Below are 25,573 nucleotides of genomic sequence, written 5' to 3' on the forward strand. Positions count from 1 at the left end.
TGCCGGACTACGTCTCGACGCCGCGACCGCGGTCTGCCACGCGCCACAGCCCTTCCCGGTCGTAGAAGATCGTCACCGCCGCGCCGAAGCACAGGCCGAGCAACGCCATCCAGACACCGCGTTCCAGGCCCGCCGCACCGCTGGCTTCGCAGTACAGGATGGCGCGGATGCGCGAATTCTCCTCGGGATCGACGACGTAACCGAGGTACATCACCGACAGCAACGCCATGAGCAGCGTGACGACGACGATGGGGCGGGTCCAGGTACGGACCCGCGTGGGTTTCGCTGCCATCGGACCGGCTCCTCTCGCGGTGGTCACAGAACTACTCGGCGAATCCTTGGTTATCTTCACCCGTGCGCGCGGACATCCGGGGATCGTGGTTCGGAGTTTCGCCGGGAACCGTGCGCCCACCCGATGGCGCGCGACAGTCGCTCACCCGTCGACAGCCGCGGCCAGCCGGGGCAGCTGCCGCAGCGGGTTGATCCGTTCGACCTCCATCCGCTGGTCCGCGTCGAAGACGTCGCTGAGCCCGGGTGCCGGATCGTGCGTGCCGGACTGCGGAAGCGTGAGCGCGCTGAAGGGCCAGTCGGACCCGAAGACCACGTGCTCGCGCTTGCTGACGGCCAGCACACTCGCCATCGCCGCGGCCGAGCCGCTCAGCGCGGTGTCGTAGTAGAAGTTCGCGATCTGGCGTTGCGTATCGAGTATCGACGGCCGCGGCAGATCTTCGGGCCAGAACTCGCCGATCACCGTTTGCGAGGCGACGCTGATGCGGTGGGACAGGAAGGGCAGCGTTCCGCCCGCGTGCGCCAGCTGGAAACGAATGTTCGGGTAGCGCTGCGTCACCCCGGTGGCCATCATCAACGTCGCCGCGCGGGTGGTGTCGAAGGTGAATTCTTCGAGGAAGTCCGGCAGCGGCAGTTCCGGTTTGGCGTCGGCGGGGATCGCGGCGGGGTGCACGAAGACGTAGGCGTTGCGCTGGTTCAGCGCGATCAGCAACGGCTCGAAGCGGGGATCGCCGAGGTAGACGCCCGCATAGGCCGACAACAGGACCACACCGTCGAGATGCAGTTCGTCCAGCGCGTAGACGGCTTCGGCGATGGAAGCGGGCATATCGGGCATCGGCAGCACCGCGAATGCGCCGAATCGTCCGGGATGCGCCCGGAACAGCCCCGCGGCGTAGGTGTTGCAGTATCGGGCCATATCGGCGGCCTCCTTGCCGCGCAGGAACGACACGCCGGGGTCGGACACCGACAGCGCCTGCGCCTGGATCCCGTAGTAGTCCATGAACGCCAGCGCCTGCTCCGGCGACCAATCCGGGGTCGGGTAGCCGCCGATTGTGAGGTGGCCGTGGTCGAGCAACGCCGCGCGATAGTCCGGCGGGAGGAAGTGCGCGTGCAGGTCGATCCGGTAGGTGCCCGAAGGCGCAGGTTGCTGGGCGCGAGCGGGGGTCGCCCGCGCGGCCGCCACCATCGCCGCGCCGCCGAGCGTTCCCGCGAGAGCGCCGCTCAGCGCCCCACGCCTGCTCATCGTCCTGCGGGATCGGGAATCGGTCATCGAAGTCCTCACTTGTCCGGACGGGGAGCGGGCCGAGCCGTCGATGCTCGCCATCACCACCGCCACGACGGTATGCGATGAAATCATCAGCTAAGACGAAAACGTCGTCAATTGTAAATGATGAAATTCTCAGAACCGTGGACAGCCTCAGCTACTTCTCCTACGCCCGCGCGGTGCAGCTTCGAGACGTGGTGGCGGACCGCCCGAGGCGTCGGCCCGTACCGAGGTTCGTGGAGCGGCTCCTTCAGCCCGTCCGGTCAGGGCACAGCCTCATGCTTGGGCCCCACCAGCATCGGGACCGCCACCAACGCCTACGTTGCGATATACCGGGACTGATCGCATCGCGGCCGGAGTGCTGCGACCGCACTTCGTCCTGAACGTGGTGTCCGGTCTCATCCCGCCCGCCGGGAGGCGGCGGCAGCGGCGGAGCGGTGACGTGTGACCTTCAATTGTCGTAGGACGCGACACCGACCGGGCCGACGCCGACGCACAGGTTCAGGCCCGGTGTGGCGGAGGTGATTCGAAGCGCCGATCCGCTGCCGATGAGGCGAACGAACACGGTGTTCGGGCCCTTTCGGACCGGTGCTGTCACCGCTTCGCCTTGTTCCATGGCGACGGTGATCCGGCCGTCGCGGCTGGCGAGGTAGTTGAGTCGCGCGGTCCATTTGTTCGCGAGCATCGGGCCGTCGAGGAGCAGGCGGGACGGGGCGGCACCGTCGATCCGGTACCCGCAGCCGGGCTCCGGACCGGGGAGGATGATCCGGTTCCACCAGACCGCCGCTTCGACGATCTCACCGGTGTCGGTGATCATTCGCAGGTGGGGTGTCGAGTCCGCGAACGTGCCGGGAGCGGCTATGGGAGCCAGCGCATTCTTGGTGAGGTTCTGCGGATAGGCCAACGGATTCAACACATTCCACGGAACCTCCTGCTCGAGCAGGGGTGCGCCGTCCCACGCGCTCAGTCCCGATTTCACGTTGGTGATGTAGGTTTCGGTCGGACCGACACGCCAGGAAGCCACGAACGTCCAGGTGGACCAGAGACTGCTGACGACGAACACCACGGTCAACCCGACTGTCACCGACCGCCTCGGGAGCGCAGGGCTACTGGACGGCCGGGGTCCGGCACGCAGCATGAGCGCACCCGCGGCCGCCGACACCACCGCCGTGTCGGCGAAGTAGCGCAGCGATTGCATCAACTCCCCCGCGGTGTTCGGTCCGCCGCGAGCCAGTGCGACCGCCAGCTGAGCGATCAGAATGTAGGCCGCGGCCGTCAGCCAGACCGCCCCGATCCGCCGCCGGGCGCGCACCGTCAGCGCTACGACCGCGACCAGCGCCAGCCAGGCCGACGCCACCGCCCACCCCGGCGGATCCGCCCACGGCGTAGACGGTAGCCACCGCTCCCACACCCAGGGCCCGCCGAACAAGGCGGGCACGATCCCCAGGGAGGCCGCGCCGGGCAGCAGGTCGCGCAACTCCTCCCACCGGTCGGGCAGGCCGGGACCGTCGACCACCACGAGATACGCGATCGACCAGCAGGCCAGCACCGCGCCCGATCCGGCCCACAGCGCCGCGCCCCGCCGGGCCACCGTGCGCATCGGGGCCTCGCCGCCGTCGACGTAGCGGGCCAGCGCGGTGACGGCGAAGGCGACGAACGGCACGACCGCCGACTTCTCGAAGAACAGCAGCGCCACCGCCGACACCGCGATCCCGGACAACGCGTATCGGCGCCGACCGGTCCGGACGAGCAGCACCGCGTCCCCGATCACCCACGCGAGCGCGAACTGCAGCGGCAGCGCGTTCAGGGCGGCGGCCCACCAGGCGAACGCCGGGATCGTCAGGGGGCAGAACAGGTAGAAGACCAGCGGAAGCAGGACCGGCCATCGTAGGCCCGCCACCAGCACCAGCATGCGCACCACGGCTACCGACGCGCCGAGCTGCATGATCAGCAGCACCGTCACCGGTCCGGCCCAGGCCAGCGGCGCGACCGCGTTCACCGCCCAGGCCGTGGCGAAGGCCAGCGGCATGAAGTGCCCGTCGTGGTCGTACAGCAGCAGGTCCGTGGACCACAGCCCGAATCGGGCCGCCCGGCCGACCAGGATGAAGTCGTCCCAGTAGAAGTAGCCGCTGCCCGCGACCCACCAGCGGACTGCAAGCTGCAACACGACCAGGCACCCGGCTACGACGACCACCGGCCGCGCGTTCGAGATCCGCCGGAACCGGCCCCTCGCCGACGCCGCGGACCGAGGGACGCGTGCGGGCTCCGGCACGGCGAGCACAGCAGTGTCCATGTCATCCCACCGTAGCGGCGGTCGGGCCGGGGACCCGTCCCTTCTCGGTTATGGGAACTGCCGGTCCCGCCGATACGACAGGTCGCTCGACGGCTCGACTTCCTCGACGTCCAGTGCCGCGTCGGCCCGCACGGCCTCGATCAGCGCGGCGCTGCCCGCGATACCGGTCCAAGGCAGGTCGATCTCGGTCGCCACGAACCACGCCCGGTCCGCGGGCCAGATCAGATTCGGGCTGTTGATCGTCCGCGGCCAGCCCGGCAGCAGGTCCGCGGCTCCCCACTGCCCGGCCTCGGCGAGCGGGCCGCGGAACAGCAGATAGTCCCGCGCGGGTATCCGCAGGCGCGGCCCCTCGAGCACGTGCGGCGGGAAGGCCGGTGCGACAGTCGGCGCGGGCGGAAGATCCACGGACTCGTCCTCGCTGAACGCCATGACAACCGTGGAGCCGCCGTGGATGTCACCGAAGCCGTCCCAGAGCCCGAAATAGCACTCGTCCGGCGTCTGGGTGTGCTCGGCGAGAATGCCGCACAGCCGCTGAAGCACCTCGATGTCGAGGTCGCCTTCGAGACTCAGCAGGATATCGGGATCGGACGGATCATCGTCGGGTTCGGCGGGGTGATACAGCCGGGCGTATCGCGCGAACCCGCTCGGCCCGATCGAGCACAGTTGCATCCAGGGATCAAGACGCTCGGTGAACCATTCGGCCTTGGAGACGTCCGGCTCGTATCGCAGCGGCAACCCGCAACTCGCAGAGGATTTCGCACACCGGTCTCCGCTCGAGAACTGCGACGGCCCGCCGGCTAGGTGAGTGCGTCCATGACGTACGCGGCGGCTTCGGCGAGGAGAGCCTGATCGTAGGCGGCATCTCGGGTGGCTTTGCTGGACATGATCGCGACGACGAGTGGCGCGGCATCCGGGGGCCACACGACCGCTATGTCGTTGAGGGTGCCGTAGTCGCCGGTCCCGGTCTTGTCGGCCACCCGCCATCCCCGCGGTGTGCCGGCCCGGATCCGCTGGGCGCCCGCGGTCGTGGCGTTGCGCTCCAGCAGATCACGGAGGAAGTCCCGCTTGTCGGCCGGAAGGGCGTCGCCAAGCACGATCCGGTGATAGACCTCGCCGAACGCCCTCGGCGAAGTCGTGTCGCGCGGGTCTCCCGGGGTGGCTTCGGTGATCGCGGGCTCGATCCGGTCCATGCGAGTGACAGGGTCGCCCAGACTCCGGGCGTACGCCGTCAGCTCGGCCGGGCCACCGAGATCGCGGAGCAGGAGATTGCCCGCGGTGCCGTCGCTGTACCGTACCGCGGCGTCACACAGCTGGCGGATCGTCATTCCCGTGTCCACGTACCGAGGGGTGACGGAGGCGTTCTTCAGCAGATCGTCCCGGGTGTAGGTGACGACGGTGTCCAAGTGCGACAGCGGGTTTCGTTGCAGCACCGCTGCTGCGGCCAAGCCCTTGAACGCCGAACAGAACGCGAATCGTTCATCGGCTCGGTGGGCGACGGTGGCGCCCGTCCCGGTGGCGCGGGCATAGACGCCCAGGCGTGCGTCGAACCGTCGTTCCAACTCGATCAGGCGATCGTGGCGCTCGTCCGCCTGGGCAGTGGGCGCGGCGGAGGAAGAAGGCTTCCGCTCCGCCGCGCACCCGGCCAACGGTAGGAGTGCCGCCGCCGCCAGAAGTGTCCGGCGGCCGATGGGCGACTGCGTCATACGCGTCCTTTCGCGGGGGTCGGTGTCGCGGTGAACGGACTCATCATCGCGAACATCCTCCGCTGTCCCCACCGACGAGAGCCCAGGGTCAGTGCCCGACCACGCCGCTCACTTCGTTCGGCGTGCTCGGCAGCGCGACGCTCGCCGTCTTCGCTCCGGTGCCCAGGTCGATGCGGTGCACCTGCTTGGTACCGGGATCCGAGACGTAAGCGGTGCCGCCGCGGACGAACAGGGCGGGCCGGGGCTTCTGCCATTCGAGCGGCTCCTGCCACGGATCCGTGGCCGGGATCGTGCGCACGACGGCGCCCGCGACGGGGTCGATCACGTGGATGCGGCCATCGGTGCCGAGGACAAGGGCTTCGCCGTGCGGGCCCCTGGCCAGGGAGCGGAAGGTGTAACTGGTGCCCAGATCGACCAGCCGCAACGCGCCGGTGACCGTGTCGATCAGGGAGATCTTCTGCGGGCGTTCGAGTTCGGCGTCCTTGTCCTGCTTGTAGTCGCCGAGGACGACCGGCGAGGTTTCGCTGCCCGCCTGGTTGCCGATCCGGCCGTACTCGGTCGGGCTGGTCACCTTGGTGATCGCGCCGTCGCGGTAGACGAGCACGCCGTTCTCGCAGCCGATCACCACGGCCTCGCCCGCGGCGGTCGCCTCACCGTGCACGCCGGGGCAGTCCTCGTTGCGCGCCTTCTCGGTGCGGTTCTTGTCGAGCACCACGATGCCGGTCCGCTTCTCCTCGGTGCCGAGGGTGAGGACGAGTTCGCCGTTGGTCAGTTCGATCGCGACGCCGTGATGCGGGGCGGCGGCGCGGTAGGTGGTGGTCTTCGGCGCACCCTTGGCGAGATCGGCGGAGTCGAACGCGACCACTTCGCCGGTGCCGTCGCTGAAGAGCACGGTTCGCCCGGCATGCCGGACCACGTGCCCGGGATGGGGGCCGGGGAAGTCGGTGCCGGAGAATTCGGCTGTGCCTGCGTCGAAGACGCGGAAGCCCTCTTTGGTCGAGACGATCAGGTGACGGTCGTCGCCCGCGGGATTGATCCGGTTGAAGCCGTCGAGTTCGACCGTGCGCGCGAGTTCTAAGGTGTTTCCGTCCAATACGTGGATTCCGCCGTCGTAGGTGATCGCGACGGGGTCGGTGATCGGTGTGCGCTCGGTGTCTCGTTCCGAGGAAGCGTCGGCGCCGCAACCGGCGACGGTGAGTACCGCGGTGAGCACGCCGGTCAGGGCGGCCGATTTCGTGGTTCTCGATCGAACAAGCATGGGTGACCCCGTCTTTCGTTTCCGTGGGTTGGGCGCTAAGGGGCGGCGAGGCCGCGCACGATCGACTCGGTGTTGGCCCGCATCATCTCCAGGTAGGTGCCCGCGCCACCGCCCGGTTCGGTGAGCGACTCGGAGTACAAGGGGATCACCTGGACGCGTACCCCGGCCTGGTCGGCGAGCACCCGGGCCAGGCGATCGGGTTGCGAGGCATCGGCGAAGATCGCGCCGACCCCGGCGGCCCGGATGGTCCCGGCGAGGGCGGAGAGATCCGACGGGCTCGGTGAGGCGAGAGTGGTTCCACCCGGAATCACGGCGCCGACCACCTCGAAGCCGAATCGTTGCGCCAGGTAACCGAAGACGTGGTGGTTGGTGACCAGCTTCCGCCGTTCGGCGGGGATGGTCGCGAACCGCTCGGTCATCCAGCGATCCAGCCGGTCGAGCTCGGTCAGGTAGCGGTCGGCTCCGGCACGGACGGCCGCGGCGTCGACGCCGCGGACGTGCTCGACGATCCGGTCCCGGATGACCTCCACCGCCCTGCGCACCCGGCGCGGATCGGTCCAGAAGTGCGGATCCGGTCTCCCGTTCGCATCCTCCGCCACGTAACTGATCGGGTCGATCGCCGCGCCGACGGATACGCCCGCGACCCCGGACTTCTCGGCCGCCTCGACGTTGCGCAGCACGCTTTCCTCGAGACCGAGGCCGTTGTAGACGATCAGGCTCGCGCGTTCGAGCTGGGCTGCCTGCTGGGCGGAGATGGCGAAGAAGTGCGGGTCCGCGTCCGCCTCCATGAGCACGGTGACCTCGACCGCGTCCCCGGCGATGGCGCGGGTGAGATCGCCGAGGATATTGGTGGTGACGACGACCCCGTCCCGGGCCGCACCGGAATTCGAGCATGCGGTCAGCGCGAACAGCGCGGCGGCGACCAGCGCGCACAAGCGAACAGCGAGTCTCATCGGCCGGTCTCCACCATCGAGGTGGGCATGACGTCGAGGCGGAACGCGCGCGCGGTGCGCAGGTTGTCGGTGTAGTCGATCTCGTGGATCATCCGTGCCACGGGATCGTTGAGGTAGGCGCGGTGTTCGTCGACGAGGATCAGCGGCGCGGGCGCACCGTCGGCTACCGGCGCGGTCAGCGGGCGCGCCACCGCGGACTCGCGGCCGGACGCGGCGTCGTAGCTGTGCAGCAGGCCGTCCGCGGTGAGAACCAGCAGTGCGGCGCCCTCCCCCGCCGTGTTCGCCGCGACCACCGGACCGGTGTTCACCGAAGTCCAGGACTTGCGCCTGACGTCGAGCACCCACACGCCGCGGCGACCGGCCTCGGCCACCAGCGTCGCGCTGCCCGGTCGGTGGAAGAACTCGACCGCGCGGTCGGCGTCCGCGGTCCCCGGTGGATAGGGGATCTTCTCGCCGGTGAACTCCGCGCCGCGTGCCGTCACCAGCAATGCCCCGTCGGCGCAACCGAAGACGACGCCGCGCCTGGTCACCGCCGAGCCGCGCGGATGCGGGCACGGCTGGGTTAGGGCCGAGGTCTGCGCTCCGTCCCGGGTACGGACTTCGATACGCGCACGGGCGGGCACGGCTACGAGCAGGTGCTCGGCGTACGGCACGGCGATTCCGTCCGCGATCACGCCGCGCTCGTTCACCGACCCCGCGCCGAGCGCGGACCGGTCCAGCAACGTGGTGCCACCGGCTTCGGAAACGATCGCCGTGACCGCGCTGTCGGCATGCGCGACCGACATCGGGGCGCCGGTGCGGGTGCCCAGGTCGCGGGCGGGCGCGCGGTAATAGTGCACGTGGTCGCCGTGGTCGACCGTCCACGCACCCGCGTCCACGATCCGCATCCGGTCGCGGGCGGACAGGAACGCGAAGCGCCCGTCGGTGGTGACGCGGTCGACACCGTCCATCCGGCCGAGATCGATCACGTCCTCGGTGATGAGATCGACCACCTGTACGGCCCCGGTGCCTTTGTCGGCCACGACCAGACGCGGCTGCGCCTCGTCGGCTTCCTCCGCGCCGGCCACGTACCCGTGCGGTATCGGCTGCGCAGGCGGTGATTGGTCTGTCCCGCAACCGATCAGGGGCGTGATCGCGGCGAGGACCAGCATGAGCGCCAGCGGTCGCGGGGTCATGCGAGAAGACCGGATCCGCTCGCGCAACCAGGCCGACAGCGCCGAGACGAAGAACAGCGCGACAGCCGTCGCCGCGATGGTCGCCCCCGCGGCGGTGCTCGCGTGCCACGAGATCAGCAGCCCGGCGAAGGTGGCCAGCGCGCCGAGCGCCGCGGCGGTGAGCATGATCAGCGGGATGCGATGCACCCAGTAGACGGCGGCCGCGGGCGGCGCGATGAGCAGACCGAAGACCAGCAGCGTTCCGACGATGTGGAAGGACGCGACGATCGCCAAGGTCACCAGACCGATCAGCGCCACGTTCGCCGGACGGGGCCGCAATCCGAGAGTGTGCGCCTTGCGCGGGTCGAAGGTCAGCGCGACGAACGCCCGGTAGCCCAGCACCGAGATCACCGCCGCGAGTAGCGCGGCCGCCACCAGATACCAGAGGTCACGCTCCCCGACGGCGAGTACGTCACCGAAGAGGAAGCCGGTCAGGTCGACCGCGAACGAGGGCGAACGCGACACGATGATCACACCCGCCGACAGCATCCCGACGAACAGCAATCCGATGCCGGTGTCGGCGGCGAACCTGGTGCCGCGGCCGAGCACCGAGACCCCGACCGCCATGGCCGCGGCACTGCATGCCGCGCCCAGCAGAAGATTTCCGCCGAGCAATGCGGCGATCGCGACGCCCGGCAGCATGCCGTGCGCCATCGCGTCGCTGAGGAAAGCCATGCCGCGCAGCACCACCCACGTGCCGGCCAGCGCGCACAGGCACGACACGAGCAATCCGCCCCACAACGCCCGCTGCACGAACGAAACCTCGAACGGGGCCAACCACTCCATGGGGCAGCAGTCTACAATGATAACGGTTTTCATTTCAATGAGGTGATCGGAGCACGCCATGCCGCCGCCAGCTGTCCATGTCGCCGAGGTGACCGCCGGTTACCGAGGACTTCCGGTATTGCGCGAGTTCACCGCCACCATCCCGGCCGGACAGGTGACCGCACTCGTCGGGCCCAACGGTTCCGGCAAGTCCACCCTGCTCGGCATCCTGGCCGGTGTCGTCACGACCACCGCGGGAACCGTTCGCCGCCATCATCTCCGGCGCCCGGCGTTCGTCGTGCAGCACAGCGGCGTTCCCGCGACCCTGCCGATCACCGTGCGCGAAACAGTCGCGATGGGACGGTGGGCGCACCGCGGCGCGTGGCGGCGTCTCACCCGGCAGGACCGCGCGGTGGTGCGCGCGTGCCTGGACCGGATGGCCATCGCCGACCTGGCCGAGCGCCGGCTCGACACCCTCTCCGGCGGCCAACGTCAACGGGCGCTGCTCGCGCAGGCACTCGCGCAGGAGTCGGACCTGCTGCTGCTCGACGAACCGACCACCGGCCTGGACACCGCGGCACAACAGGAGATCTCCGAGGCCATCCGCCGCGTCGGCGCGCGGGGTGTGACGGTCGTCCACGCTACGCACAGCCGCGAGGACGCCCTGCGCGCCGACCACTGCCTGCTGTTGCGGGACGGCCGGGTCACCGGACAGGGTGCTCCGCGCACCGTCCTGCGCGAGCACACCACCGAGGCGGTCGACTAGCGCGGCACTCCGGGCATGCCGGCGAAAAGGATCTGAAAGACCTTGGGAGCGTTCGGCACGACCGCGCTGGACGGAGTGAACGGCGCGCCCTCGTTGGTATCGGTGACCACGTAGTCGGCATGGCTTCCGGGCACCCGGTCGAGGATTCCGTCACAGCGTGGCCCGCCGGTCGCGTTCACCCTCGGCAGGTCGTCGGGATAGCGGTAGGGCTGCGCGCCGTACATGAAGCTCGCGTTGAAGATGGCGCCGGGCTCGTACCCCCCGATGATGGCTTCCGCCGCGGGAAGAGCCTTCGCGATGCCGACGACCACGCAGTGCAGCACGGGTGCGTACGTGGCGAGCAGCGAACTGGTGGGCCGCAGGGTTGCCGGCACGGCGGTGAGATCCCGCTCGTTGTCCGTGAGCACCGACCGGGTGGTATCGGCCAAGCCGATGAGGTTGAGCAGCACCGTATCCAGGTCTCGCGCACCCTGGGCGACCGTCGCGCCGGTCACGGTGGCGTTGCCCGCCGTGCGCAACAGATCGGGGGCGGTATCGGCGTAGAGTCCGGTGACCTGCCCGGCAGACGACAGATCCCGCCGCAGCGCGGGCAGGCTCGGATTGATCTGCCGCAAGTAGTCGTCCGTGCGAACGAGCAGATCGCCCAGCCGGTCCCCGCGCCCCTGCAGCGCGGTACCCAACGCGGCCAGCGTGGCGTTCAGCTTGCCCGGGTCGACCTGGGCCAGGATGTCGCTGAGACGCTGGAACAGCGTGTTGTATTCCACGGTGACCGATTCCGCGCGGATCGTCGCACCGGGCCGCATGGGCGTCGGCGAAGGAATACTCGGCACCACGAAATTCACGTACTTGGCGCCGAACACGGTAGTCGAGCGGATGTCCACCGTCGCGTTGGCGGGCACCAGCCGCAGCAGCCCGGGATCGAGCGCCAGACGCAGACGCGCCCGGTCGCCACGCAACTCCACGGCGCTCACCCGGCCGAGTTCCACGCCTCGCATCCGCACCTTGGCGTCGGTGTCGAGAACCAGTCCCGTACGGGAGGTCTCGACGGTGACGGTCTCCGTCGAGCGGAAACGCCCGGCGTACATCGCGACGGCGACCACGACCACCGCGGTGATGAGCAGGATCAGCACCGCCCCCGCGACCTTCAACCGCATCATCCGCCACGCCACCAGCATGGTCTGCCTGCCGAAATTCATCTCGAATCCACCGATCACTTCTTGGCGCGGGCTGTGCGGCGACGGCGGCCGTCACGGCCATGGCGGTCGCACCTGCGCGACGACGGCCGAGGTCCGCGTCTTGCCGGACGCTCGCTAGCCGTAGTACTGTCCAGACACGTGTCCATCATAAAACTCGGACACTTATCTGGGGAAGGATTTCCAATGACTCTGGTGAAACCGAGGCGGGTATCCGGAGGCGACCACGAGCACGGTCATCTGGAGGAGTTCCGCGTCGACCCGATCGGGCTGATGCGCCGGGTCCGCGAGGAGTGCGGCGACGTCGGCTCGTTCGACCTGGCGGGGCGACAGGTCATCCTGCTGTCGGGCGCGGAGGCCAACGAATTCTTCTTCCGCTCCGGCGACGAGGACCTCGACCAAGCCGCCGCCTATCCCTTCATGAAGCCCATCTTCGGCGACGGCGTCGTCTTCGACGCCAGCCCGGAACGCCGCAAGGAAATGCTGCACAACCAGGCTTTACGCGCCGAGCACATGCGCGGGCACGCCGCGACCATCGCCCGCGAGGTCGAGCGGATGCTGGCGCGCTGGGGCGACGAGGGCGAGATCGACCTGCTCGACTTCTTCGCCGAACTGACCATCTACACCTCCTCGGCCTGCCTGATCGGCGTCAAATTCCGCAACGACCTCGACGACCGTTTCGCACACCTCTACCACGACCTGGAACGGGGCACCGACGCACTGGCCTACGTCGACCCGTACGCCCCGATCGAGAGCTTCCGCCGCCGTGACGAGGCGCGGGCCGAGCTGGTCGAGCTGGTACAGGCGATCATGGATCGCCGGGCCGCCGCCCCGCCCACCGGCAAGGACGACCGGGACATGCTCGACGTACTCATCTCGATCCCGGGTGACAACGGCGAACCGCGCTTCAGCGCGAGCGAGATCACCGGCATCTTCATCTCGATGATGTTCGCCGGCCATCACACCACCTCCGGCACGGCGGCTTGGACGATCATCGAACTGCTGCGCCACCCCGAGGTGCTCGGCCAGGTCGTCGCCGAACTCGACGAGCTCTACGCCGACGGCTCCGACATCAGCTTCGGCGCGCTGCGCCAGATCCCGGTGCTGGAATCCGTGCTCAAGGAGACGCTGCGCCTGCACCCGCCGCTGATCATCCTGATGCGGGTCGCCCGAGGCGAGTTCGACGTCTGCGGTCACCGCATCGAACCCGGTGACCACGTCGCCGCCACGCCCGCGATCTCGAACCGGATCCCGGAGGACTTCCCCGATCCGGACGCGTTCGATCCCGGCCGCTACCTCGATCCCGAGCAAGCCGATCTCGTCAACCGCTGGACCTGGATTCCGTTCGGCGCGGGCCGCCACCGCTGCGTCGGCGCGGCGTTCGCGTTGATGCAGCTGAAGGCGATCTTCTCCCTGCTGTTGCGGGACTGGGAGTTCGAGATGACCCAGCCGTCGGAGACCTACCGCAACGACCACTCCAAGATGGTCGTGCAACTCGCGCAGCCGTGCACCGTTCGCTACCGCAGGCGGCGCGAGGACGGCAAGGACTGAGGGCAGGGCCGGGCACGCGCGAACTCCCCGTCACAAGTGACGGGGAGTTCGCACCCGGATCTACTGGTAGCGCACGCGCCAGCTCTTGATGCCGTTGATCCACCCGGACCGCAGCCGCACGGGCTCGCAGATCTGCCGTAGATCCGGCATCACCTCGGCGATGGCGTTGAACATCAGATCGATCTCCAACCGGGCCAGGTTCGCCCCCACGCAGTAGTGCGCGCCGGTGCCGCCGAAACCCACGTGCGGGTTCGGATTGCGCAGGACGTCGAAGGTGAACGGATCCTCGAAGCCCTCCTCGTCGAAATTGGCCGAGCTGTAGAACAAGCCGAGCCGCTCCCCCTGCCGGATGTGCTGACCGCCGAGTTCCAGGTCCTCGGTCGCGGTGCGCTGGAAAGCGGTCACCGGGGTCGCCCAGCGGACGATCTCGTCGGGCGCGGTGCGCGGACGCTGCTGCCGGTAGATCTCCCACTGCTCCGGGTTGTCGACGAATGCCTTCATCCCGTGCGTAATGGCATTGCGCGTGGTCTCGTTGCCCGCCACGGCGAGCAGGATGACGAAGAAACCGAACTCGTCGGAGCCGAGCCCCTCGCCGTCCACGTCGGCGTGCACGAGTTCGCTCACGATATCGCCCACCGGGCAAGCGCGGCGCTGCTCGGCCATGTTCCAGGCGTAGCCGAGGATCTCCGCCGAGGCCATCGCGGGATCGCCGTACTCGGGGTCGTCGTAGTTGAGCATCTGGTTGGACCAGTCGAACAGCTTGCGCCGATCCTCCTGCGGCACGCCGATCAGCTCCGCGATCGCCTGCAACGGCAGCTCACAAGCCACCTGCTCGACGAAATCGCCGCCGCCGGTCGCTCTGGCGTCGTGCACGATACGCGCGGCACGCTCGGTGAGTGCGGCGCGCAGATTCTCCACCGCCCGCGGCGTGAAGCCTTTGGAGATGATCCGCCGGATCTTGGAGTGTTTGGGCGGATCCATGTTCACCAGCAGGGCGCCGGTGAGCGACATCTGCTCCGGTGTGATGTCGCCGGGCAGGCGGATGATCGCCCCTTTCCGCTCCGAGGAGAACAGTTCCGGATGCTTGGAGATCTCCTTGATGTCGGCGAGTTTGCTGACCACCCAATAGCCGCCGTCGCGGAAACCACCGGAGGTCTCGTCGGACTGCGCGTTCCACCACACCGGGGCGGTCCGTCGCAGTTGCGTGAATTCCTCCACCGGACTCCGGTTCTCCCACAGCGCCGGGTCGGTGAAGTCGAATCCGACAGGTAATGCCGGTGCTGCCATTGCTACCTCCTGGATGAAACGGGCGAGCCGGTCAGCGCGGCGAAGCGCGCCGCGCGGCGTCGGGATCGGCCGTGGCGGACGAAGTGCCCCCGCGCAACGAAGCGGCGGCGCGACCTGCGACGAGCGGCAGCTCGAGATAAGTCCGCACACCCGGTTCGGCGGCGACGACGTAGGGAATCGAGTTCACGCAGTGCATGGCCGTGGCGACGATGCCGGGATTGCGCACCAGACCGGCGGCGGCGCTGTGCGCGTGCATGCCGGTGAACGTCACCGTCGCGCCCGGATCACCGACGATCTCGATCTCGTACCGCTCACCCGCCGGTCCGAACGTCCACGGCGGATCGAGGTGCTCGGTGCCCATGAACCAGTTCACCGCCGCCGTGATCACCGGAGCGCCGCGGACGGTCCCCTGCCAGCGGAAGCGTTGCGCGGCGACGCGTCCCGGCGCGATCGGGCCGATCGGCGAATCGATCGGTGCGGTGGCCACCGCCGTCTCGTGTGTCACCCGCAACTGCTCGTCGAGCGCGATGCCCAGCGCTTCCGCGATCATGCCCACCGACTGGCCGTAGCCGCCCGCGAGCACGTCCGCCATGACGCTGGTCGCGGCCTGCTCCGGCGTGGCGCCGAACAGCATCCAGTCCCGGACCACCTCGGGCGCGCCGTAGGTGCGGATATCGGAGAATTCTTCGGCACGGACCTCGGTGATCGCCCCCGACAGCGCCGACACCACCAGCGGAATCTTCTCGGTGATACCGCCGGGATGAATTCCGGTGCCGTGCAATGTGACTCCGGCGGCACGGCATACCTCGTCGTAGCGCTGCCGCTCCGCGCGGCGCGGATAGAACCAGCCCAGCGGTGTGACGATGTTCTTGCCGGACCGCAGGATCGCGCGCACCGTCTCGGTGTCGGCCATGAACGGGCTGTACAGCACGCAATCGGCCGGTGTGGCGAGCAGACGGTCGGCGTCGGCGCTCGCGCGCACTCCGATCGGCGGGCGGCCGACCAGCTCGCCCAGGTCCATGCCGTCCTTGTCCGCGCTGTGCACCCAGGCGCCGGCCAGTTCCAGATCGGGATGGTCGAGGATGCCTTCGATGGCGGCCCGCCCGACCCCGCCGGTCGCCCATTGGATCACCCGGATCACGTCAGTCCGCCTTGTGGTCGGGGCCTCGGCCGGCCACGTACTGCTTGGCCCACCGATAGTCGGGCTTGCCGCTGGGCGCCCGGACGATGGTGTCGGTGACCCAGATCTGTTTGGGTACCTTGTATCCGGCCAGGAACTTACGCACGTGCGCGTGCAGGTCGGTGAACTCCACCGGCCCGGCGCCGGACAACGAGACCACGGCGGCGACCTGATGCCCCCAGCGTTCGTGCGGCACGCCGAGCACCACCGCGTCGTAGATCGCGTCGTGACTCTTCACCACGCTTTCGACCTCTTCGACGAAAACCTTCTCGCCACCGGTGTTGATCACCATGTTGCCGCGACCGATCAGCGTGATCGATCCGTCGGTCTCGGCGCGGGCGCGGTCGTCGGTGACGACCATGCGCGTGCCGTCGACGGTCTTGAACAGTTTCTCGGTCTTGCCGGGGTCCTTGTAGTAGCCGATCGGCACATTGCCGGTCTTGGCCAGCCAGCCTTCCGAACCCGGTGCGACGGGGTGGCCGCCGTCGTCCACGACGACCGCACCGCGTCCGGTCTGCACGCGGGGCCCGCGGGCGGGGTCGTCGTGCTTCTGGGCGAACCCGATGCCGCCGAAACCGGTTTCCGACGATCCGATCGAGTCCGAGACGATCGCCCACGGAAACAGCTCCAGCAGTGCGTTCTTCACCGGTTGCGACAGCAGTGCTGCGCCGGAGGCGATCGCCAGCAAGGACGAGGCGTCCACCGGCTCGCGCCCGAACGCCTCGATCAGCGGTCTGGCCATGGCGTCGCCGGTGATCACCATGACCTGGGGGCGCTGCTGCGCGACGGTCCGCCAGACGCTACCGGCGTCGAAGCGGGACTCGAAGAGCACGGTGTTGCCCGACCACAGCGCGGTGAAGGTGGGCATCATGGCCGCGGCGTGAATCAGCGGCGGCAGCACCAGCCAGGCGCTCGGATCGACCTGGGCGCCGGTGCGGGACTGCTGGAACTCGTCGGCGACCGGTTCGCCGGTGTAGAAGTCGATGCCGCCGCCGAGAACCCGCCACATGTCCTCTTGCCGCCACATGACGCCCTTCGGCATGCCGGTCGTCCCGCCGGTGTACATCATGAACAGGTCGTCGGGGCCGCGGCGGACCACCGGCCGGTCCGCCGGTTCGCCGGCGAGGGCGGACTCGTAACCCGCCGCTGAATCGTCCGCGCCGGTGCCGAATTCGTCGGCGACGCGGATCACGTGCCGCAAGCCGGGCGTCCGTGCTTCCTGGATGGCCTCGGCGTAACAGGCGTGGTGCACGAGCACCTCGAGATCCGCGTTGTCATAGACGTAGGCCAGTTCTGCCACGCCGTACCGGTAGTTGATGTTGATCGGGACGGCGGCGAGCTTGAAGCACGCGATCAGCGTCTCCATCGTCTCGATGCTGTTGTGCATCTGGAAACCCACGTGGGTTCCCGTGCCGACGCCGAGAGTGGCCAAGTGGTGTGCGAACTGGTTGGCGCGGGCGTCGAGTTCACGATAGGTCACGCGGCGGCCGGACTGGATCAGCGCCACCCGCTCGGGCATGGCGTCCACGGAGTGCTCGAAGAGGTCGGCGAAGTTGTTGGCCATGTCGTTCCATCTCTGGGTGGGGCTGTCACACGACGGTGAGCGGAAGGGGGATCCCCCGGTCGGTGAAGGCGAAGGCGGCGCCGGTGCTGAACCGGGTCAGCGCGACCTCCGTCGCCTCCCGGAACGCTTTGTCGCCGAGAGTGACCGCGGCACGCCACCCGTCCGCACCCGCCGCGACGACCTCGGCGCAGAAGCGCGGGTTCACGCCGCGAACCAGCGCGTTCAGTGGCTGCAGGTGCTCGGGATCGAGCATCGACGGCCACGCTCCGTCGGTATGCGCACCGCTCGCGGCCGGGAACGTCACCGTGACCGTGTCACCGGTGCCTGCGATCTCGATACCGGTGTAGGGCAACGGATTCAGGGCGGGATGTAGCCGCAGCACCGTCGCGAGCGCGGCGGCGTCGTCACCGAGGCCGAGGCAGTTGCGCAGGCGCTCACTGGTGAGCCCGGCGATCCCCGCGAACTGTCTGCGGCCGATCTCCAGCGCCGCGGCGGCGTCGGCGCGGGCCCGTACCGCGATCATGAAACCGAGGGTGAGCAGATGATGTTGCAGGCAGACCTCGTCGGCGAGACGCACCAGCGCGGAGCGGGAGAAGTCCGCGAAGCGCACGTCGCTGAGCAAGGGGCCGGCGTAGTCCGGCCGTCCCTCGTCGTCGCGCTCGATCGCGGCCAGCTCCAGTCTCGCCGCCGCGGACCCGGCGACCAGGTCGGCGTTGGGCGGCACCGGGGGCGGCACGTGCCCGGGATCGATGACGACCGTCCACGCGCACACCGGCTTCCGGTCGGCCGGACGGCGGGGCGGGCGGTGGATGGGCCGGACCTGTGCATGCGGGTTGGTGGCCAGCGCGGTCGCGTCGAAGGTCGGGTCTTCGATGTCGTGGCACATCGACACGACGAAGTCCTCGCCCATCGGTTCCACGTCGGCCAGCGCACCGCAGTGGTCGAGCCAGAATTCGCCGTGGTGATGGTCTTCGACCCGGAACCGGAAGTCCATGAACTGCGGCGGAGCGCCGATGTCCAGTTGCAGGCCTTTGAAGATGGTCTCGACACCGTCACCGGTGAAGCCGAGCGCCCGCTGCATCCGCCGGGTATAGACCGGGCTGGCCACCTGCCACTCCTCGATGGCGATCTCGGTCATGCCCTCCCGGCCGAACGCGGCGATCGAGTGCGCCATGCCGGAGCGGTCGATGAGATGCCCGCACAGGAGCAGTTCGGGAACCAGCGCCGCCAGGGTGTCCCGGCCCAAATCAGCGAATCGGCTGTGTGGTGCGGCCATGTCGGTCACCACAGCGGTACGGGGGATTCGCCGATCCGATACCAGCCGGGCAGCGGCTTACCGGAGACGGAGCGCTCGATACGCTTCTGCATGCCCGGCGTCAGCGCCTTGTTCGTGATCATCTCCAGGAACAGCGCCGAGACGTTGCCGAAGTCGAAGAAGTCGCGCTGCCAGGACCATTGGAAGTCGCCGCCGTAGCGGAACCAGCTGCCGCCGATCCCTTCGGGTGAGTAGTTGCGCCCGTCCGGACGCTCGGCCTCGCTGATCTGCTTCCAGAGTCCGATGACGTTGCCGGTGCGGTCGTCGACCACGAAATCCTGGTAGGGGTAGGTCCAGCCCTCCAGTCCGGCCATCTCCTGGCCGAGGGCGAGATCGCGGATCTCGTCGCGTCCGACGGCCATGAACTCCTGGGTGGGGCCGTAGTTCCAGCCGTAGGTGGCGTCCTCGGTGTACATCTGGGCGAGCGGCTTCCAGTCGCCCTTCTCCTCACAGCGCTGGTTCTCCACGATCCAGCGCTGGATCATTTCGTCGAGCTCGGCGCGGTCGAAAGCTGGCATCAGTCGGTACCTTTCGGGGAGTGGTCGGTCGCGTCTTCGTCGGCGATCGACAGGGCTCGAGTAGGGCAGTAACGGATCGCGTCCGCCACGGCGGGCCGCAGGCCCGCGTCCGGCACGTCGTCGAGGATTTCGACCCGGCCGCGTTTGGGCACCGTGAACACCTCCGGCGCCTCGGCCTGGCAGACCGCGTGCCCTTGGCACAGATCCAGGTCGGCCCGGATTCTCATGACCCGCTCCGCACGGCCAGGCGTGGCGACCCGGGCATTCGGGTTCGTTCGGATCGGCGGCTCATCGGGTCTCCACGGTGATGGGAAGGTGGGCGAAACCCCGCACATTGGACGAATGCACGCGCTGGATGCCCTCCGGCACGATGTCGAAGGCGGTTACGCGAGCGGCGAACTCCCGCAACGCGACGGTTGCTTCCAGCCGCGCCAGGTGCGCCCCCAAGCAGAAGTGGACCCCCGCACCGAAGCTGGCCAGCCCGGACTTGTCGGCGCGATCGATCCGGAAGCTGTCACCGTCGTCGAACACCTCCGGATCACGATTGGCCGAACCGATCAACAACAACACCTTCGACCCCGCCGGGATCACACCGCCGTAGTAGCCGAGCTCTTGCGTCGCGGTACGCGCCACCATCTGACTGGAAGTGTCATAGCGCAGCGTCTCCTCCACCCAATCCGACACCAGATCCGCGTCCGCCACGACCTTCGCGTACTCCCCCGGATTACGCGCCCCCCAATACAAGGCGTTGCCCAGCAGTTTCGTGGTCGTCTCGTTCCCGGCCACCACCATCAGAAACAAGAACCCGATGATCTCTTCGTCGGTCAGGGTGTCGCCGTCGATCTCGGCATCCAGCAACGCCGAGGTCAAATCGTCCCGCCGCACACGCCGACGCTCGGCCACCATCTCGGCGTAATAACCCAACAGCTTCATCGACGCCTCCGCCGCCGCCATCGGAACATCCAGCACACCGTCGTCCCGATGCACCACCAGATCCGCCAACCGCCGGATCTCCACCCGATCCACGGCCGCAACCCCCATCAGCTCGGAGATCACATCCATCGGCAACTTGCCCGCGACCTCATCGATCCAATCGAACGAGCCACCAGCCAACGCGGGCTCCAGATACGACAGCGTCAACTCCCGGATCCGGACTTCCATCTCCGCAACCCGCTTCGGGGTGAAGCCCTTGAACACCAGCCGCCGCATCCGCATATGCCGCGGATCGTCCATCGCCAGAAACGACATCACCCGATGCGCGTGCGGCCCCCACGCCGCCGGATCCAACGACACTCCATTGGCACTCGACAACCGCACACTGTCCCGAAACGCCGACACCACATCCGCATGGCGCGACAACGCCCAGAACCCCATAGCCGGGTTGTGATACAGCGGCGCCTCCTCCCGCAACCGCCGATACGTGGGATAAGGGTCCTCGTGAAACCCGTAGTCATACGGATCGAACGTCACCGGCTCCACCGCAGCGGTCATCGCCCACACTCCGAATCCGATAACACGTTCTCCACGGGAAGCAACCGGGCTTCAGACCGAAGAGACACATAGCTGGACATGTGTCTGGACGGTACCACTGACGCATTTCCAGGACAATCCCGAACGCTCGATCTGTTCGAAAACCACGATCCGACACCACGGAACACGCCGTGCCGACCAAAAACAAGAACGCGTTATTGCAGGGCATACGTCATCGGACTATCGTCCGAACAGCTGTCCAGATAAGGTGATCCACGAGCACCGAGTTGCACCGGTGTCGCGTCACCGGCAGCACACGACCGGCGGCAGGGCGCTTGCCGGCGAGAGTCCGGGCAGCACCACACCACGACTCGACCAGACGGGGTTCCCATGCGTTTCGGCATCGTCCTGTTCACCAGCGACCGCGGCATCGCTCCTGCCCCGGCCGCACGCGCGGCGGAGCAGGCGGGATTCGCCTCCTTCTACGTCCCCGAGCACACCCACATCCCGGTGGCGCGCACCTCGGCGCACCCGCAGACCGGCGACGCGTCGCTACCCGACGACCGATACCTGCGCACGCTCGATCCCTGGGTGGCGCTGTCCATGGCGGCCGCCGTCACCGAACGCATCGAGTTGGCCACCGCTGTCGCGCTCCCGGTCGAGCACGACCCGATCACCCTGGCCAAGACGATCGCCTCACTCGACCATCTCAGCGGCGGCCGCGTACTACTCGGCGCCGGATTCGGCTGGAACACCGACGAACTCGCCGATCACGGCGTGCCTGCGAACAAGCGGCGCATCGTGCTGCGCGAGTACCTCGCGGCGATGCGGGCGCTGTGGAGCCAGGACGAAGCGAGTCACGACGGCGAGTACGTGCGCTTCGGGCCGAGTTGGGCGTGGCCCAAGCCGGTGCGGCGCTCGGTGCCGGTGCTGATCGGCGCGGCGGGCACCGAACGCACTTTTCGCTGGATAGCCGAGTCCGCCGACGGCTGGATCACCACACCCGGAGAAACGGACACCTCGGATCGCCTCGCCCTGCTGCACGACATCTGGCAGCAGGCCGGGCGAACCGGACATCCGCGCGTGATCGCCCTCGACTACAAACCGGACGGCGCGCGCTTGGCCGAGTGGGAGCACGCCGGCGTCACCGACGTCGTGTACGGCCTGCCGGACAAGGACGAGCCTGCGGTACTCGGCTACCTCGAGCGGTTGTCCGGCAAATTGACCGACCTCGGCCGGCCACTCCGCGCGGAAAACCGGCCGTAGGGCCCATCCTCCGTCGAACAATTCCGGCGTGGCCGGAAACACACGATTTCCGCAGCGTGGTAGTTGCTCGAACAGAATATCGACACTACCATCTAGACACATGTCCGAAAGCGAGTCCAGAACCGTCGAAGCGACGCGGCGGCGCTTGACCGGAAAGCAGGCCGACACCGTCGACAAGCTCACCAGGTCGGCGCTGGAAGTGCTTTCCCGGGAAGGGTTCGCGGGCATGACCATCCGGATGGTCGCTGCCAACGCCAAGGTCGGCACCGCCACCGCGTACACCTACTTCTCCTCCAAGGAGCACTTGGTCGCGGAGATCTTCTGGCGCAGGCTGCGCGCGACACCCTCGCCCGTGAGCGACGATCCGGACGTCACCGTGCGCGTGATCGCCGAACTCCGCAGCATCACGTTGCTCGTCGCCGACGAACCGGAATTGTCCGGTGCGGTCACCAGCGCGCTACTCGGCCGCGATCCCGATGTCGAACATTTGCGCTCGCGCATCGGTTTGGAAATCCGCACCCGCCTGGCGCACGCGCTGTCGGGCACTCCCGACGCGGATATCCTGACATCGCTCGAATTGCTCTATGCGGGCGCGCTGGTGCACGCCGGGATGGGCTACGAATCGTATTCGGACATCGCGGACCACATCGAGCGGTCCGCGATGCTCATCCTGAAATGACGCGTCGCTTTCGCGTCACTGCCCCGCCAGGCCCAGTTTCAACGACGCGCCGCCGTCGACGAACATCTGCAAGCCGGTTACGTAGCGCGACTCGTCGGAAGCCAGGAACGTGACCGCGTGGGAGATGTCCGAGGACTCGACGTAGGGAATCGGCATGGCCTGCATGAACGGAAAGGTGACCTCGGCGTCCTCGCGGGTCGGGTTCTGCACGTCCGGACGGAAGATCTGGTACATGCCGGGGTTGTGCAGCATGTCGGTGTCGACGTTGGTCGGGTGCACCGCGTTGATGCGGATCGAACTCGGCCCCAGCGTCAAGGCCAAAGTCTGCGTGTAGGAACGGATCATCTTCTTCGACAGGCCGTAGCCGTCGCCACCAGGACCTTGCAGCGCCTGCTGGCCGTTGAATCCGGTCTGCGGCACCAGGCCCGCCACCGAGCCGGTCACGATGATCGAGGCACCCGCGCCCAGATGCGGCAGGGCGGCGTGGACGGTGTTCACCACGCCGACGAAGTTGACGTCGAACACGTCGACGAATCCCTGCAGTGGCACATGGTGGCCGAGCGGGCAGATCCCGGCGTTCGCCACCACCACGTCCAAGCGTCCGAGTTCCTCGACAGCCGCCCCGATCGCCTCGTGCAGCGCGGGACGATCCCGGACGTCGACCTTCCCGGCCACGACCCGGCGGCCGGTCTTCGCGACCAACTCCTTGGTCTCGGCGAGGTCCTCCTCGGTCGCCAGCGCGTAGTCGTTGCTCACGATGTCGGCGCAGATGTCGAAGGCGATGATGTCGGCGCCCTCTTCGGCCAGGGCGAGCGCGTGGCTACGGCCCTGCCCCCGTCCCGCACCGGTCACCAGGACGACTTTGCCGCTGACCCGATCCATGTTTCCTCCACCGTGCTCGTCGCCGGCTTCCGACACCCTGCGACATGCGCCGCGCGTCTATGGAATAGTTACCGGACATCTGTCTGGACGATACTACGGACAAGGTTATGGATCAAACATCTGCCAATGCCCTCGAATCGAGCGCCACACCCCGTTCCCATCGCACCCAGCGGGGAGGCCGGTGATGGCGAACCGCCCGCGCAATCTCGATTCGCCGCTCGTCGGGGCCCTCGTCAAGTACATGTCCAAGGCGCAGGTCTGGGTCTTCCGCCGGACCGGAGGACGCATCGGCGGACGATGGCGGATCGGCGCGGGCTTCCGGAAACCGGTGCCGACCCTGTTGCTCGAACATCGGGGCCGCAAATCGGGCAAGCTGTTCACCGCCCCGCTGCTGTATCTCGTGGACGGCGCCGACCTGGTGGTTGTGGCCTCACAAGGCGGGTTGCCGAAACATCCGCAGTGGTATTTCAACCTCCTGGCTCATCCCGCCACCCGGGTGCAGATCGGCGCCGAGCACCGCCGCGTCCGCGCCCGCGTGGCGACCCCGCAGGAGAAGAAGCGCCTGTGGCCCCTGCTCGTCGCCCTGTACGCGGACTTCGAGACCTACCAATCCTGGACGGAGCGCGAGATCCCGGTGCTGATCCTGCAGCCGGAGGGCCAGGCGCACTGAGCCGGCGCCCGGCGCGTCGAGCCGGGTCCGCACCCGCACTCCCCCATGATGTTCAGCGTTCCCGGCGCGGTGGGCGCCGCCCGCCGCGGCAGTGCGACGCAATCGATCGACTCGACAGAGGATGGGAGAGCGTGTGGCGAAAATGGGTAGGCGGAAACGGTCCAGGCTGATCACCAGCGGAATGCTGCGGGAGAAGCGCCAGGCCGAAGAGCGGAACGAGCCGGTGGCACCGGCGCCCGAGGTCGAGGACCAGGTCGAGGCGGCTTTCGCGCTCGATCTCGACGCGCTGGCCGCGCGAGTGCGCGCACGGCGGCGGGAGATGAAGTGGACGCAGGCGGACGTGGCGGGCAACGGCGGCCCACCGGCCAAGGTGGTCAGCGAGATCGAGCGGTCCCGCAATCCGCGGCCGGGCGCCGAGGTGCTCGACCGGCTCGACGCGGGACTCGATTGGCCGCCCGGCACCAGCGCGACGATCCTGGGCGACGAGGCGGCGAGCGAACTCGCCGCGGCGCGCTGATCGCTCAATCCGAAACCCGGCCGGTCGGAGAATTTTTCGTTGTCTCCGACCGGTCGCGCCGGAACGCTCATAGGTAGCTGGGCGCGCTGCTAGGCTGCTCAGCGACCTAACGACTGCTCTTGCGCCGCCGGAGTGCGCGGGCCCGGCCGTGCTGGACGCAGGTATGAACCCGATGAAGGAATGGACGCATCATGCAACTCCGCGGCATCACTGCGGCAGCGATACTCGCCGTCGGCTCGCTGACCATCGGCTCCGGCGTCGCGCACGCCGAGCCGGTTCCCGACATCACCTACTCGGCCAGAATCGTCGAACAGACGGTGGTCGCCGCGCTGCGGGGCGGTACCTTCGAACTGTCCAAAGCACTGCGCGATCAGCCCGCCGACAATGAGAACGCTCGACTAACCGAGCGCAACGGGGTGCTCGTCGACCACACCGGGGCCCCGGCCGACATCGGGCAAGTGATCGACGTGGTCGATATCCGCGACCGCGACGGCCACGTCGCCATGACGTTGCCGCTCGACTTCCGGATCGCGGGCACCACCATTCCGGTGCATCCCGAAGTGAAGAAGGACAGCACGGTGCTGGAGCTGCGGCCGGCCAGACCGGAAGGCATGACGGTCACCGAGACGCTCGTCGCCGAACCGATCGCGTCCATGACCGAGAACCGGCGTGCCCGTGACGAATTCGCCGGCCAGTTCGGACTCGCCACCGCCATCGGCGGTTTCATCGGCACCGCCATCGGCGCCACCATCGGATGCCTGGTCACCATCGCCGTCGGCTGCGTGGCCGGTCTGCTGACCGGAGCGAGCCTCGGCGGCATCCTCGGGACCATCGCGGTCGGCGGCCCCACCCTCGTCGTGGCGGGTGTCGACCTGCTCACCACGCTGCAGGCAGCCGAGGGCACCACCCGCTTCGCCGACAAGCCCGTCCAAGTCACGCCCGCACCACCCAAGTGACCCGGTCCGGCGGCGCTTCCC

Annotated in this window: 24 protein-coding genes; 7 read left to right on the forward strand and 17 right to left on the reverse strand. The window is 68.3% G+C overall.

The window, feature by feature from the left end:
• Positions 1 to 7 precede the first annotated feature (7 nt).
• The 8 genes from ACFU5M_RS14955 to aztB all read right to left on the reverse strand — a co-directional run bounded on the left by ACFU5M_RS14955 (position 8) and on the right by aztB (position 9,759).
• The gene (locus tag ACFU5M_RS14955; protein WP_379049015.1) at positions 8 to 292 is read right to left on the reverse strand and encodes a hypothetical protein; all 285 of its coding nucleotides are present in this window, start codon (positions 290 to 292) and stop codon (positions 8 to 10) included.
• A gap of 141 nt (positions 293 to 433) precedes the next feature.
• Positions 434 to 1,558 carry an amidohydrolase family protein gene (locus tag ACFU5M_RS14960; RefSeq protein ID WP_379049016.1) on the reverse strand — a complete coding sequence of 375 codons (1,125 nt, stop codon included), beginning with the start codon at positions 1,556 to 1,558 and terminating at the stop codon, positions 434 to 436.
• Between the two features lie 445 nt (positions 1,559 to 2,003).
• A complete protein-coding gene (locus ACFU5M_RS14965; protein ID WP_379049017.1) occupies positions 2,004 to 3,845 on the reverse strand; it encodes a hypothetical protein in 1,842 nt (613 codons plus the stop codon).
• Between the two features lie 48 nt (positions 3,846 to 3,893).
• Positions 3,894 to 4,580: a hypothetical protein gene (locus ACFU5M_RS14970; protein WP_379049018.1), complete on the reverse strand. Its 687-nt coding sequence runs from the start codon at positions 4,578 to 4,580 to the stop codon at positions 3,894 to 3,896.
• A 62-nt stretch (positions 4,581 to 4,642) separates the two neighbouring features.
• Positions 4,643 to 5,548, reverse strand: coding sequence for a class A beta-lactamase (bla, locus tag ACFU5M_RS14975; RefSeq protein ID WP_379049019.1), 906 nt, complete (start codon positions 5,546 to 5,548; stop codon positions 4,643 to 4,645).
• Between the two features lie 88 nt (positions 5,549 to 5,636).
• On the reverse strand, positions 5,637 to 6,806 hold the full coding sequence (gene aztD, locus ACFU5M_RS14980) for a zinc metallochaperone AztD (protein WP_379049020.1): 1,170 nt from the start codon (positions 6,804 to 6,806) through the stop codon (positions 5,637 to 5,639).
• A 35-nt stretch (positions 6,807 to 6,841) separates the two neighbouring features.
• Positions 6,842 to 7,759 carry a zinc ABC transporter substrate-binding protein AztC gene (aztC, locus tag ACFU5M_RS14985; protein WP_379049021.1) on the reverse strand — a complete coding sequence of 306 codons (918 nt, stop codon included), beginning with the start codon at positions 7,757 to 7,759 and terminating at the stop codon, positions 6,842 to 6,844.
• On the reverse strand, positions 7,756 to 9,759 hold the full coding sequence (gene aztB / locus ACFU5M_RS14990) for a zinc ABC transporter permease AztB (protein ID WP_379049022.1): 2,004 nt from the start codon (positions 9,757 to 9,759) through the stop codon (positions 7,756 to 7,758). Before aztB ends, aztC begins: the two co-directional genes overlap by 4 nt.
• Before the next feature lie 58 nt (positions 9,760 to 9,817).
• Here aztB and aztA point away from each other — a divergent pair, with 58 nt between their 5' ends.
• Positions 9,818 to 10,504: a zinc ABC transporter ATP-binding protein AztA gene (gene aztA / locus ACFU5M_RS14995; RefSeq protein ID WP_379049023.1), complete on the forward strand. Its 687-nt coding sequence runs from the start codon at positions 9,818 to 9,820 to the stop codon at positions 10,502 to 10,504.
• On the opposite strand, the gene ACFU5M_RS15000 is transcribed toward aztA, so the two are convergent.
• Entirely contained in the window at positions 10,501 to 11,700 is a 1,200-nt protein-coding gene (locus tag ACFU5M_RS15000) for an MCE family protein (protein ID WP_379049024.1), read from the reverse strand. The two genes, aztA and ACFU5M_RS15000, sit on opposite strands and share 4 nt — an antisense overlap.
• A gap of 183 nt (positions 11,701 to 11,883) precedes the next feature.
• Between ACFU5M_RS15000 and ACFU5M_RS15005 the strand changes: the two genes are divergently transcribed.
• Positions 11,884 to 13,248 (forward strand): cytochrome P450, encoded by a 1,365-nt coding sequence (locus ACFU5M_RS15005; RefSeq protein ID WP_379049025.1) that lies wholly within the window; start codon positions 11,884 to 11,886, stop codon positions 13,246 to 13,248.
• A gap of 60 nt (positions 13,249 to 13,308) precedes the next feature.
• Here ACFU5M_RS15005 and ACFU5M_RS15010 read toward each other — a convergent pair whose 3' ends face one another.
• The 7 genes from ACFU5M_RS15010 to ACFU5M_RS15040 form a co-directional block, all read right to left on the reverse strand.
• On the reverse strand, positions 13,309 to 14,535 hold the full coding sequence (locus tag ACFU5M_RS15010) for a cytochrome P450 (RefSeq protein WP_379049026.1): 1,227 nt from the start codon (positions 14,533 to 14,535) through the stop codon (positions 13,309 to 13,311).
• A gap of 31 nt (positions 14,536 to 14,566) precedes the next feature.
• Positions 14,567 to 15,676 carry a dihydrodipicolinate reductase gene (locus ACFU5M_RS15015; RefSeq protein ID WP_379049027.1) on the reverse strand — a complete coding sequence of 370 codons (1,110 nt, stop codon included), beginning with the start codon at positions 15,674 to 15,676 and terminating at the stop codon, positions 14,567 to 14,569.
• Position 15,677: 1 nt separating this feature from the next.
• Positions 15,678 to 17,279 (reverse strand): acyl-CoA synthetase, encoded by a 1,602-nt coding sequence (locus ACFU5M_RS15020; protein ID WP_379049028.1) that lies wholly within the window; start codon positions 17,277 to 17,279, stop codon positions 15,678 to 15,680.
• 25 nt (positions 17,280 to 17,304) lie between these two features.
• Positions 17,305 to 18,555 carry a hypothetical protein gene (locus ACFU5M_RS15025; protein ID WP_379049029.1) on the reverse strand — a complete coding sequence of 417 codons (1,251 nt, stop codon included), beginning with the start codon at positions 18,553 to 18,555 and terminating at the stop codon, positions 17,305 to 17,307.
• Between the two features lie 5 nt (positions 18,556 to 18,560).
• Positions 18,561 to 19,112 (reverse strand): nuclear transport factor 2 family protein, encoded by a 552-nt coding sequence (locus ACFU5M_RS15030; RefSeq protein ID WP_379049030.1) that lies wholly within the window; start codon positions 19,110 to 19,112, stop codon positions 18,561 to 18,563.
• A complete protein-coding gene (locus ACFU5M_RS15035; RefSeq protein WP_062978071.1) occupies positions 19,112 to 19,339 on the reverse strand; it encodes a ferredoxin in 228 nt (75 codons plus the stop codon). Before ACFU5M_RS15035 ends, ACFU5M_RS15030 begins: the two co-directional genes overlap by 1 nt.
• Before the next feature lie 61 nt (positions 19,340 to 19,400).
• On the reverse strand, positions 19,401 to 20,603 hold the full coding sequence (locus ACFU5M_RS15040) for a cytochrome P450 (RefSeq protein ID WP_379049031.1): 1,203 nt from the start codon (positions 20,601 to 20,603) through the stop codon (positions 19,401 to 19,403).
• 369 nt (positions 20,604 to 20,972) lie between these two features.
• Between ACFU5M_RS15040 and ACFU5M_RS15045 the strand changes: the two genes are divergently transcribed.
• Positions 20,973 to 21,848, forward strand: a complete 876-nt coding sequence (locus ACFU5M_RS15045; protein WP_379049032.1) for an LLM class F420-dependent oxidoreductase — start codon at positions 20,973 to 20,975, stop codon at positions 21,846 to 21,848.
• 100 nt (positions 21,849 to 21,948) lie between these two features.
• Positions 21,949 to 22,527, forward strand: a complete 579-nt coding sequence (locus ACFU5M_RS15050; RefSeq protein ID WP_379049033.1) for a TetR/AcrR family transcriptional regulator — start codon at positions 21,949 to 21,951, stop codon at positions 22,525 to 22,527.
• A 15-nt stretch (positions 22,528 to 22,542) separates the two neighbouring features.
• Here ACFU5M_RS15050 and ACFU5M_RS15055 read toward each other — a convergent pair whose 3' ends face one another.
• Positions 22,543 to 23,409: a mycofactocin-coupled SDR family oxidoreductase gene (locus ACFU5M_RS15055; protein ID WP_379049034.1), complete on the reverse strand. Its 867-nt coding sequence runs from the start codon at positions 23,407 to 23,409 to the stop codon at positions 22,543 to 22,545.
• Between the two features lie 184 nt (positions 23,410 to 23,593).
• On the opposite strand from ACFU5M_RS15055, the gene ACFU5M_RS15060 reads away from it, so the two are divergent.
• From ACFU5M_RS15060 to ACFU5M_RS15070, 3 genes are all read left to right on the forward strand, one after another.
• The gene (locus ACFU5M_RS15060) at positions 23,594 to 24,079 is read left to right on the forward strand and encodes a nitroreductase family deazaflavin-dependent oxidoreductase (protein ID WP_379049035.1); all 486 of its coding nucleotides are present in this window, start codon (positions 23,594 to 23,596) and stop codon (positions 24,077 to 24,079) included.
• A 142-nt stretch (positions 24,080 to 24,221) separates the two neighbouring features.
• Positions 24,222 to 24,596, forward strand: coding sequence for a helix-turn-helix domain-containing protein (locus ACFU5M_RS15065; protein WP_379049040.1), 375 nt, complete (start codon positions 24,222 to 24,224; stop codon positions 24,594 to 24,596).
• Positions 24,597 to 24,787: 191 nt separating this feature from the next.
• The gene (locus tag ACFU5M_RS15070) at positions 24,788 to 25,552 is read left to right on the forward strand and encodes a hypothetical protein (protein WP_379049036.1); all 765 of its coding nucleotides are present in this window, start codon (positions 24,788 to 24,790) and stop codon (positions 25,550 to 25,552) included.
• Positions 25,553 to 25,573: the final 21 nt, after the last annotated feature.

The sequence above is a fragment of the Nocardia sp. NPDC057455 genome, from assembly GCF_042802775.1.
GTDB lineage: Bacteria > Actinomycetota > Actinomycetes > Mycobacteriales > Mycobacteriaceae > Nocardia.

What these genes read in the sequence shown, in the direction of transcription:
- ACFU5M_RS15055 (WP_379049034.1), bottom strand. Translation starts at nt 23,409, where the DNA reads ATGGATCGGGTCAGCGGCAAAGTCGTCCTGGTGACCGGTGCGGGACGG.
- ACFU5M_RS15065 (WP_379049040.1), top strand. Translation starts at nt 24,222, where the DNA reads ATGGGTAGGCGGAAACGGTCCAGGCTGATCACCAGCGGAATGCTGCGG.
- aztD (WP_379049020.1), bottom strand. Translation starts at nt 6,806, where the DNA reads ATGCTTGTTCGATCGAGAACCACGAAATCGGCCGCCCTGACCGGCGTG.
- bla (WP_379049019.1), bottom strand. Translation starts at nt 5,548, where the DNA reads ATGACGCAGTCGCCCATCGGCCGCCGGACACTTCTGGCGGCGGCGGCA.
- ACFU5M_RS14965 (WP_379049017.1), bottom strand. Translation starts at nt 3,845, where the DNA reads ATGGACACTGCTGTGCTCGCCGTGCCGGAGCCCGCACGCGTCCCTCGG.
- aztC (WP_379049021.1), bottom strand. Translation starts at nt 7,759, where the DNA reads ATGAGACTCGCTGTTCGCTTGTGCGCGCTGGTCGCCGCCGCGCTGTTC.
- ACFU5M_RS15030 (WP_379049030.1), bottom strand. Translation starts at nt 19,112, where the DNA reads ATGCCAGCTTTCGACCGCGCCGAGCTCGACGAAATGATCCAGCGCTGG.
- ACFU5M_RS15045 (WP_379049032.1), top strand. Translation starts at nt 20,973, where the DNA reads ATGCGTTTCGGCATCGTCCTGTTCACCAGCGACCGCGGCATCGCTCCT.
- ACFU5M_RS15060 (WP_379049035.1), top strand. Translation starts at nt 23,594, where the DNA reads ATGGCGAACCGCCCGCGCAATCTCGATTCGCCGCTCGTCGGGGCCCTC.
- ACFU5M_RS15040 (WP_379049031.1), bottom strand. Translation starts at nt 20,603, where the DNA reads ATGACCGCTGCGGTGGAGCCGGTGACGTTCGATCCGTATGACTACGGG.
- ACFU5M_RS15005 (WP_379049025.1), top strand. Translation starts at nt 11,884, where the DNA reads ATGACTCTGGTGAAACCGAGGCGGGTATCCGGAGGCGACCACGAGCAC.
- ACFU5M_RS15025 (WP_379049029.1), bottom strand. Translation starts at nt 18,555, where the DNA reads ATGGCCGCACCACACAGCCGATTCGCTGATTTGGGCCGGGACACCCTG.
- ACFU5M_RS14960 (WP_379049016.1), bottom strand. Translation starts at nt 1,558, where the DNA reads ATGACCGATTCCCGATCCCGCAGGACGATGAGCAGGCGTGGGGCGCTG.
- ACFU5M_RS15000 (WP_379049024.1), bottom strand. Translation starts at nt 11,700, where the DNA reads ATGAATTTCGGCAGGCAGACCATGCTGGTGGCGTGGCGGATGATGCGG.
- ACFU5M_RS15050 (WP_379049033.1), top strand. Translation starts at nt 21,949, where the DNA reads ATGTCCGAAAGCGAGTCCAGAACCGTCGAAGCGACGCGGCGGCGCTTG.
- aztB (WP_379049022.1), bottom strand. Translation starts at nt 9,759, where the DNA reads ATGGAGTGGTTGGCCCCGTTCGAGGTTTCGTTCGTGCAGCGGGCGTTG.
- ACFU5M_RS15020 (WP_379049028.1), bottom strand. Translation starts at nt 17,279, where the DNA reads ATGGCCAACAACTTCGCCGACCTCTTCGAGCACTCCGTGGACGCCATG.
- ACFU5M_RS15070 (WP_379049036.1), top strand. Translation starts at nt 24,788, where the DNA reads ATGCAACTCCGCGGCATCACTGCGGCAGCGATACTCGCCGTCGGCTCG.
- ACFU5M_RS14955 (WP_379049015.1), bottom strand. Translation starts at nt 292, where the DNA reads ATGGCAGCGAAACCCACGCGGGTCCGTACCTGGACCCGCCCCATCGTC.
- aztA (WP_379049023.1), top strand. Translation starts at nt 9,818, where the DNA reads ATGCCGCCGCCAGCTGTCCATGTCGCCGAGGTGACCGCCGGTTACCGA.
- ACFU5M_RS15035 (WP_062978071.1), bottom strand. Translation starts at nt 19,339, where the DNA reads ATGAGAATCCGGGCCGACCTGGATCTGTGCCAAGGGCACGCGGTCTGC.
- ACFU5M_RS15010 (WP_379049026.1), bottom strand. Translation starts at nt 14,535, where the DNA reads ATGGCAGCACCGGCATTACCTGTCGGATTCGACTTCACCGACCCGGCG.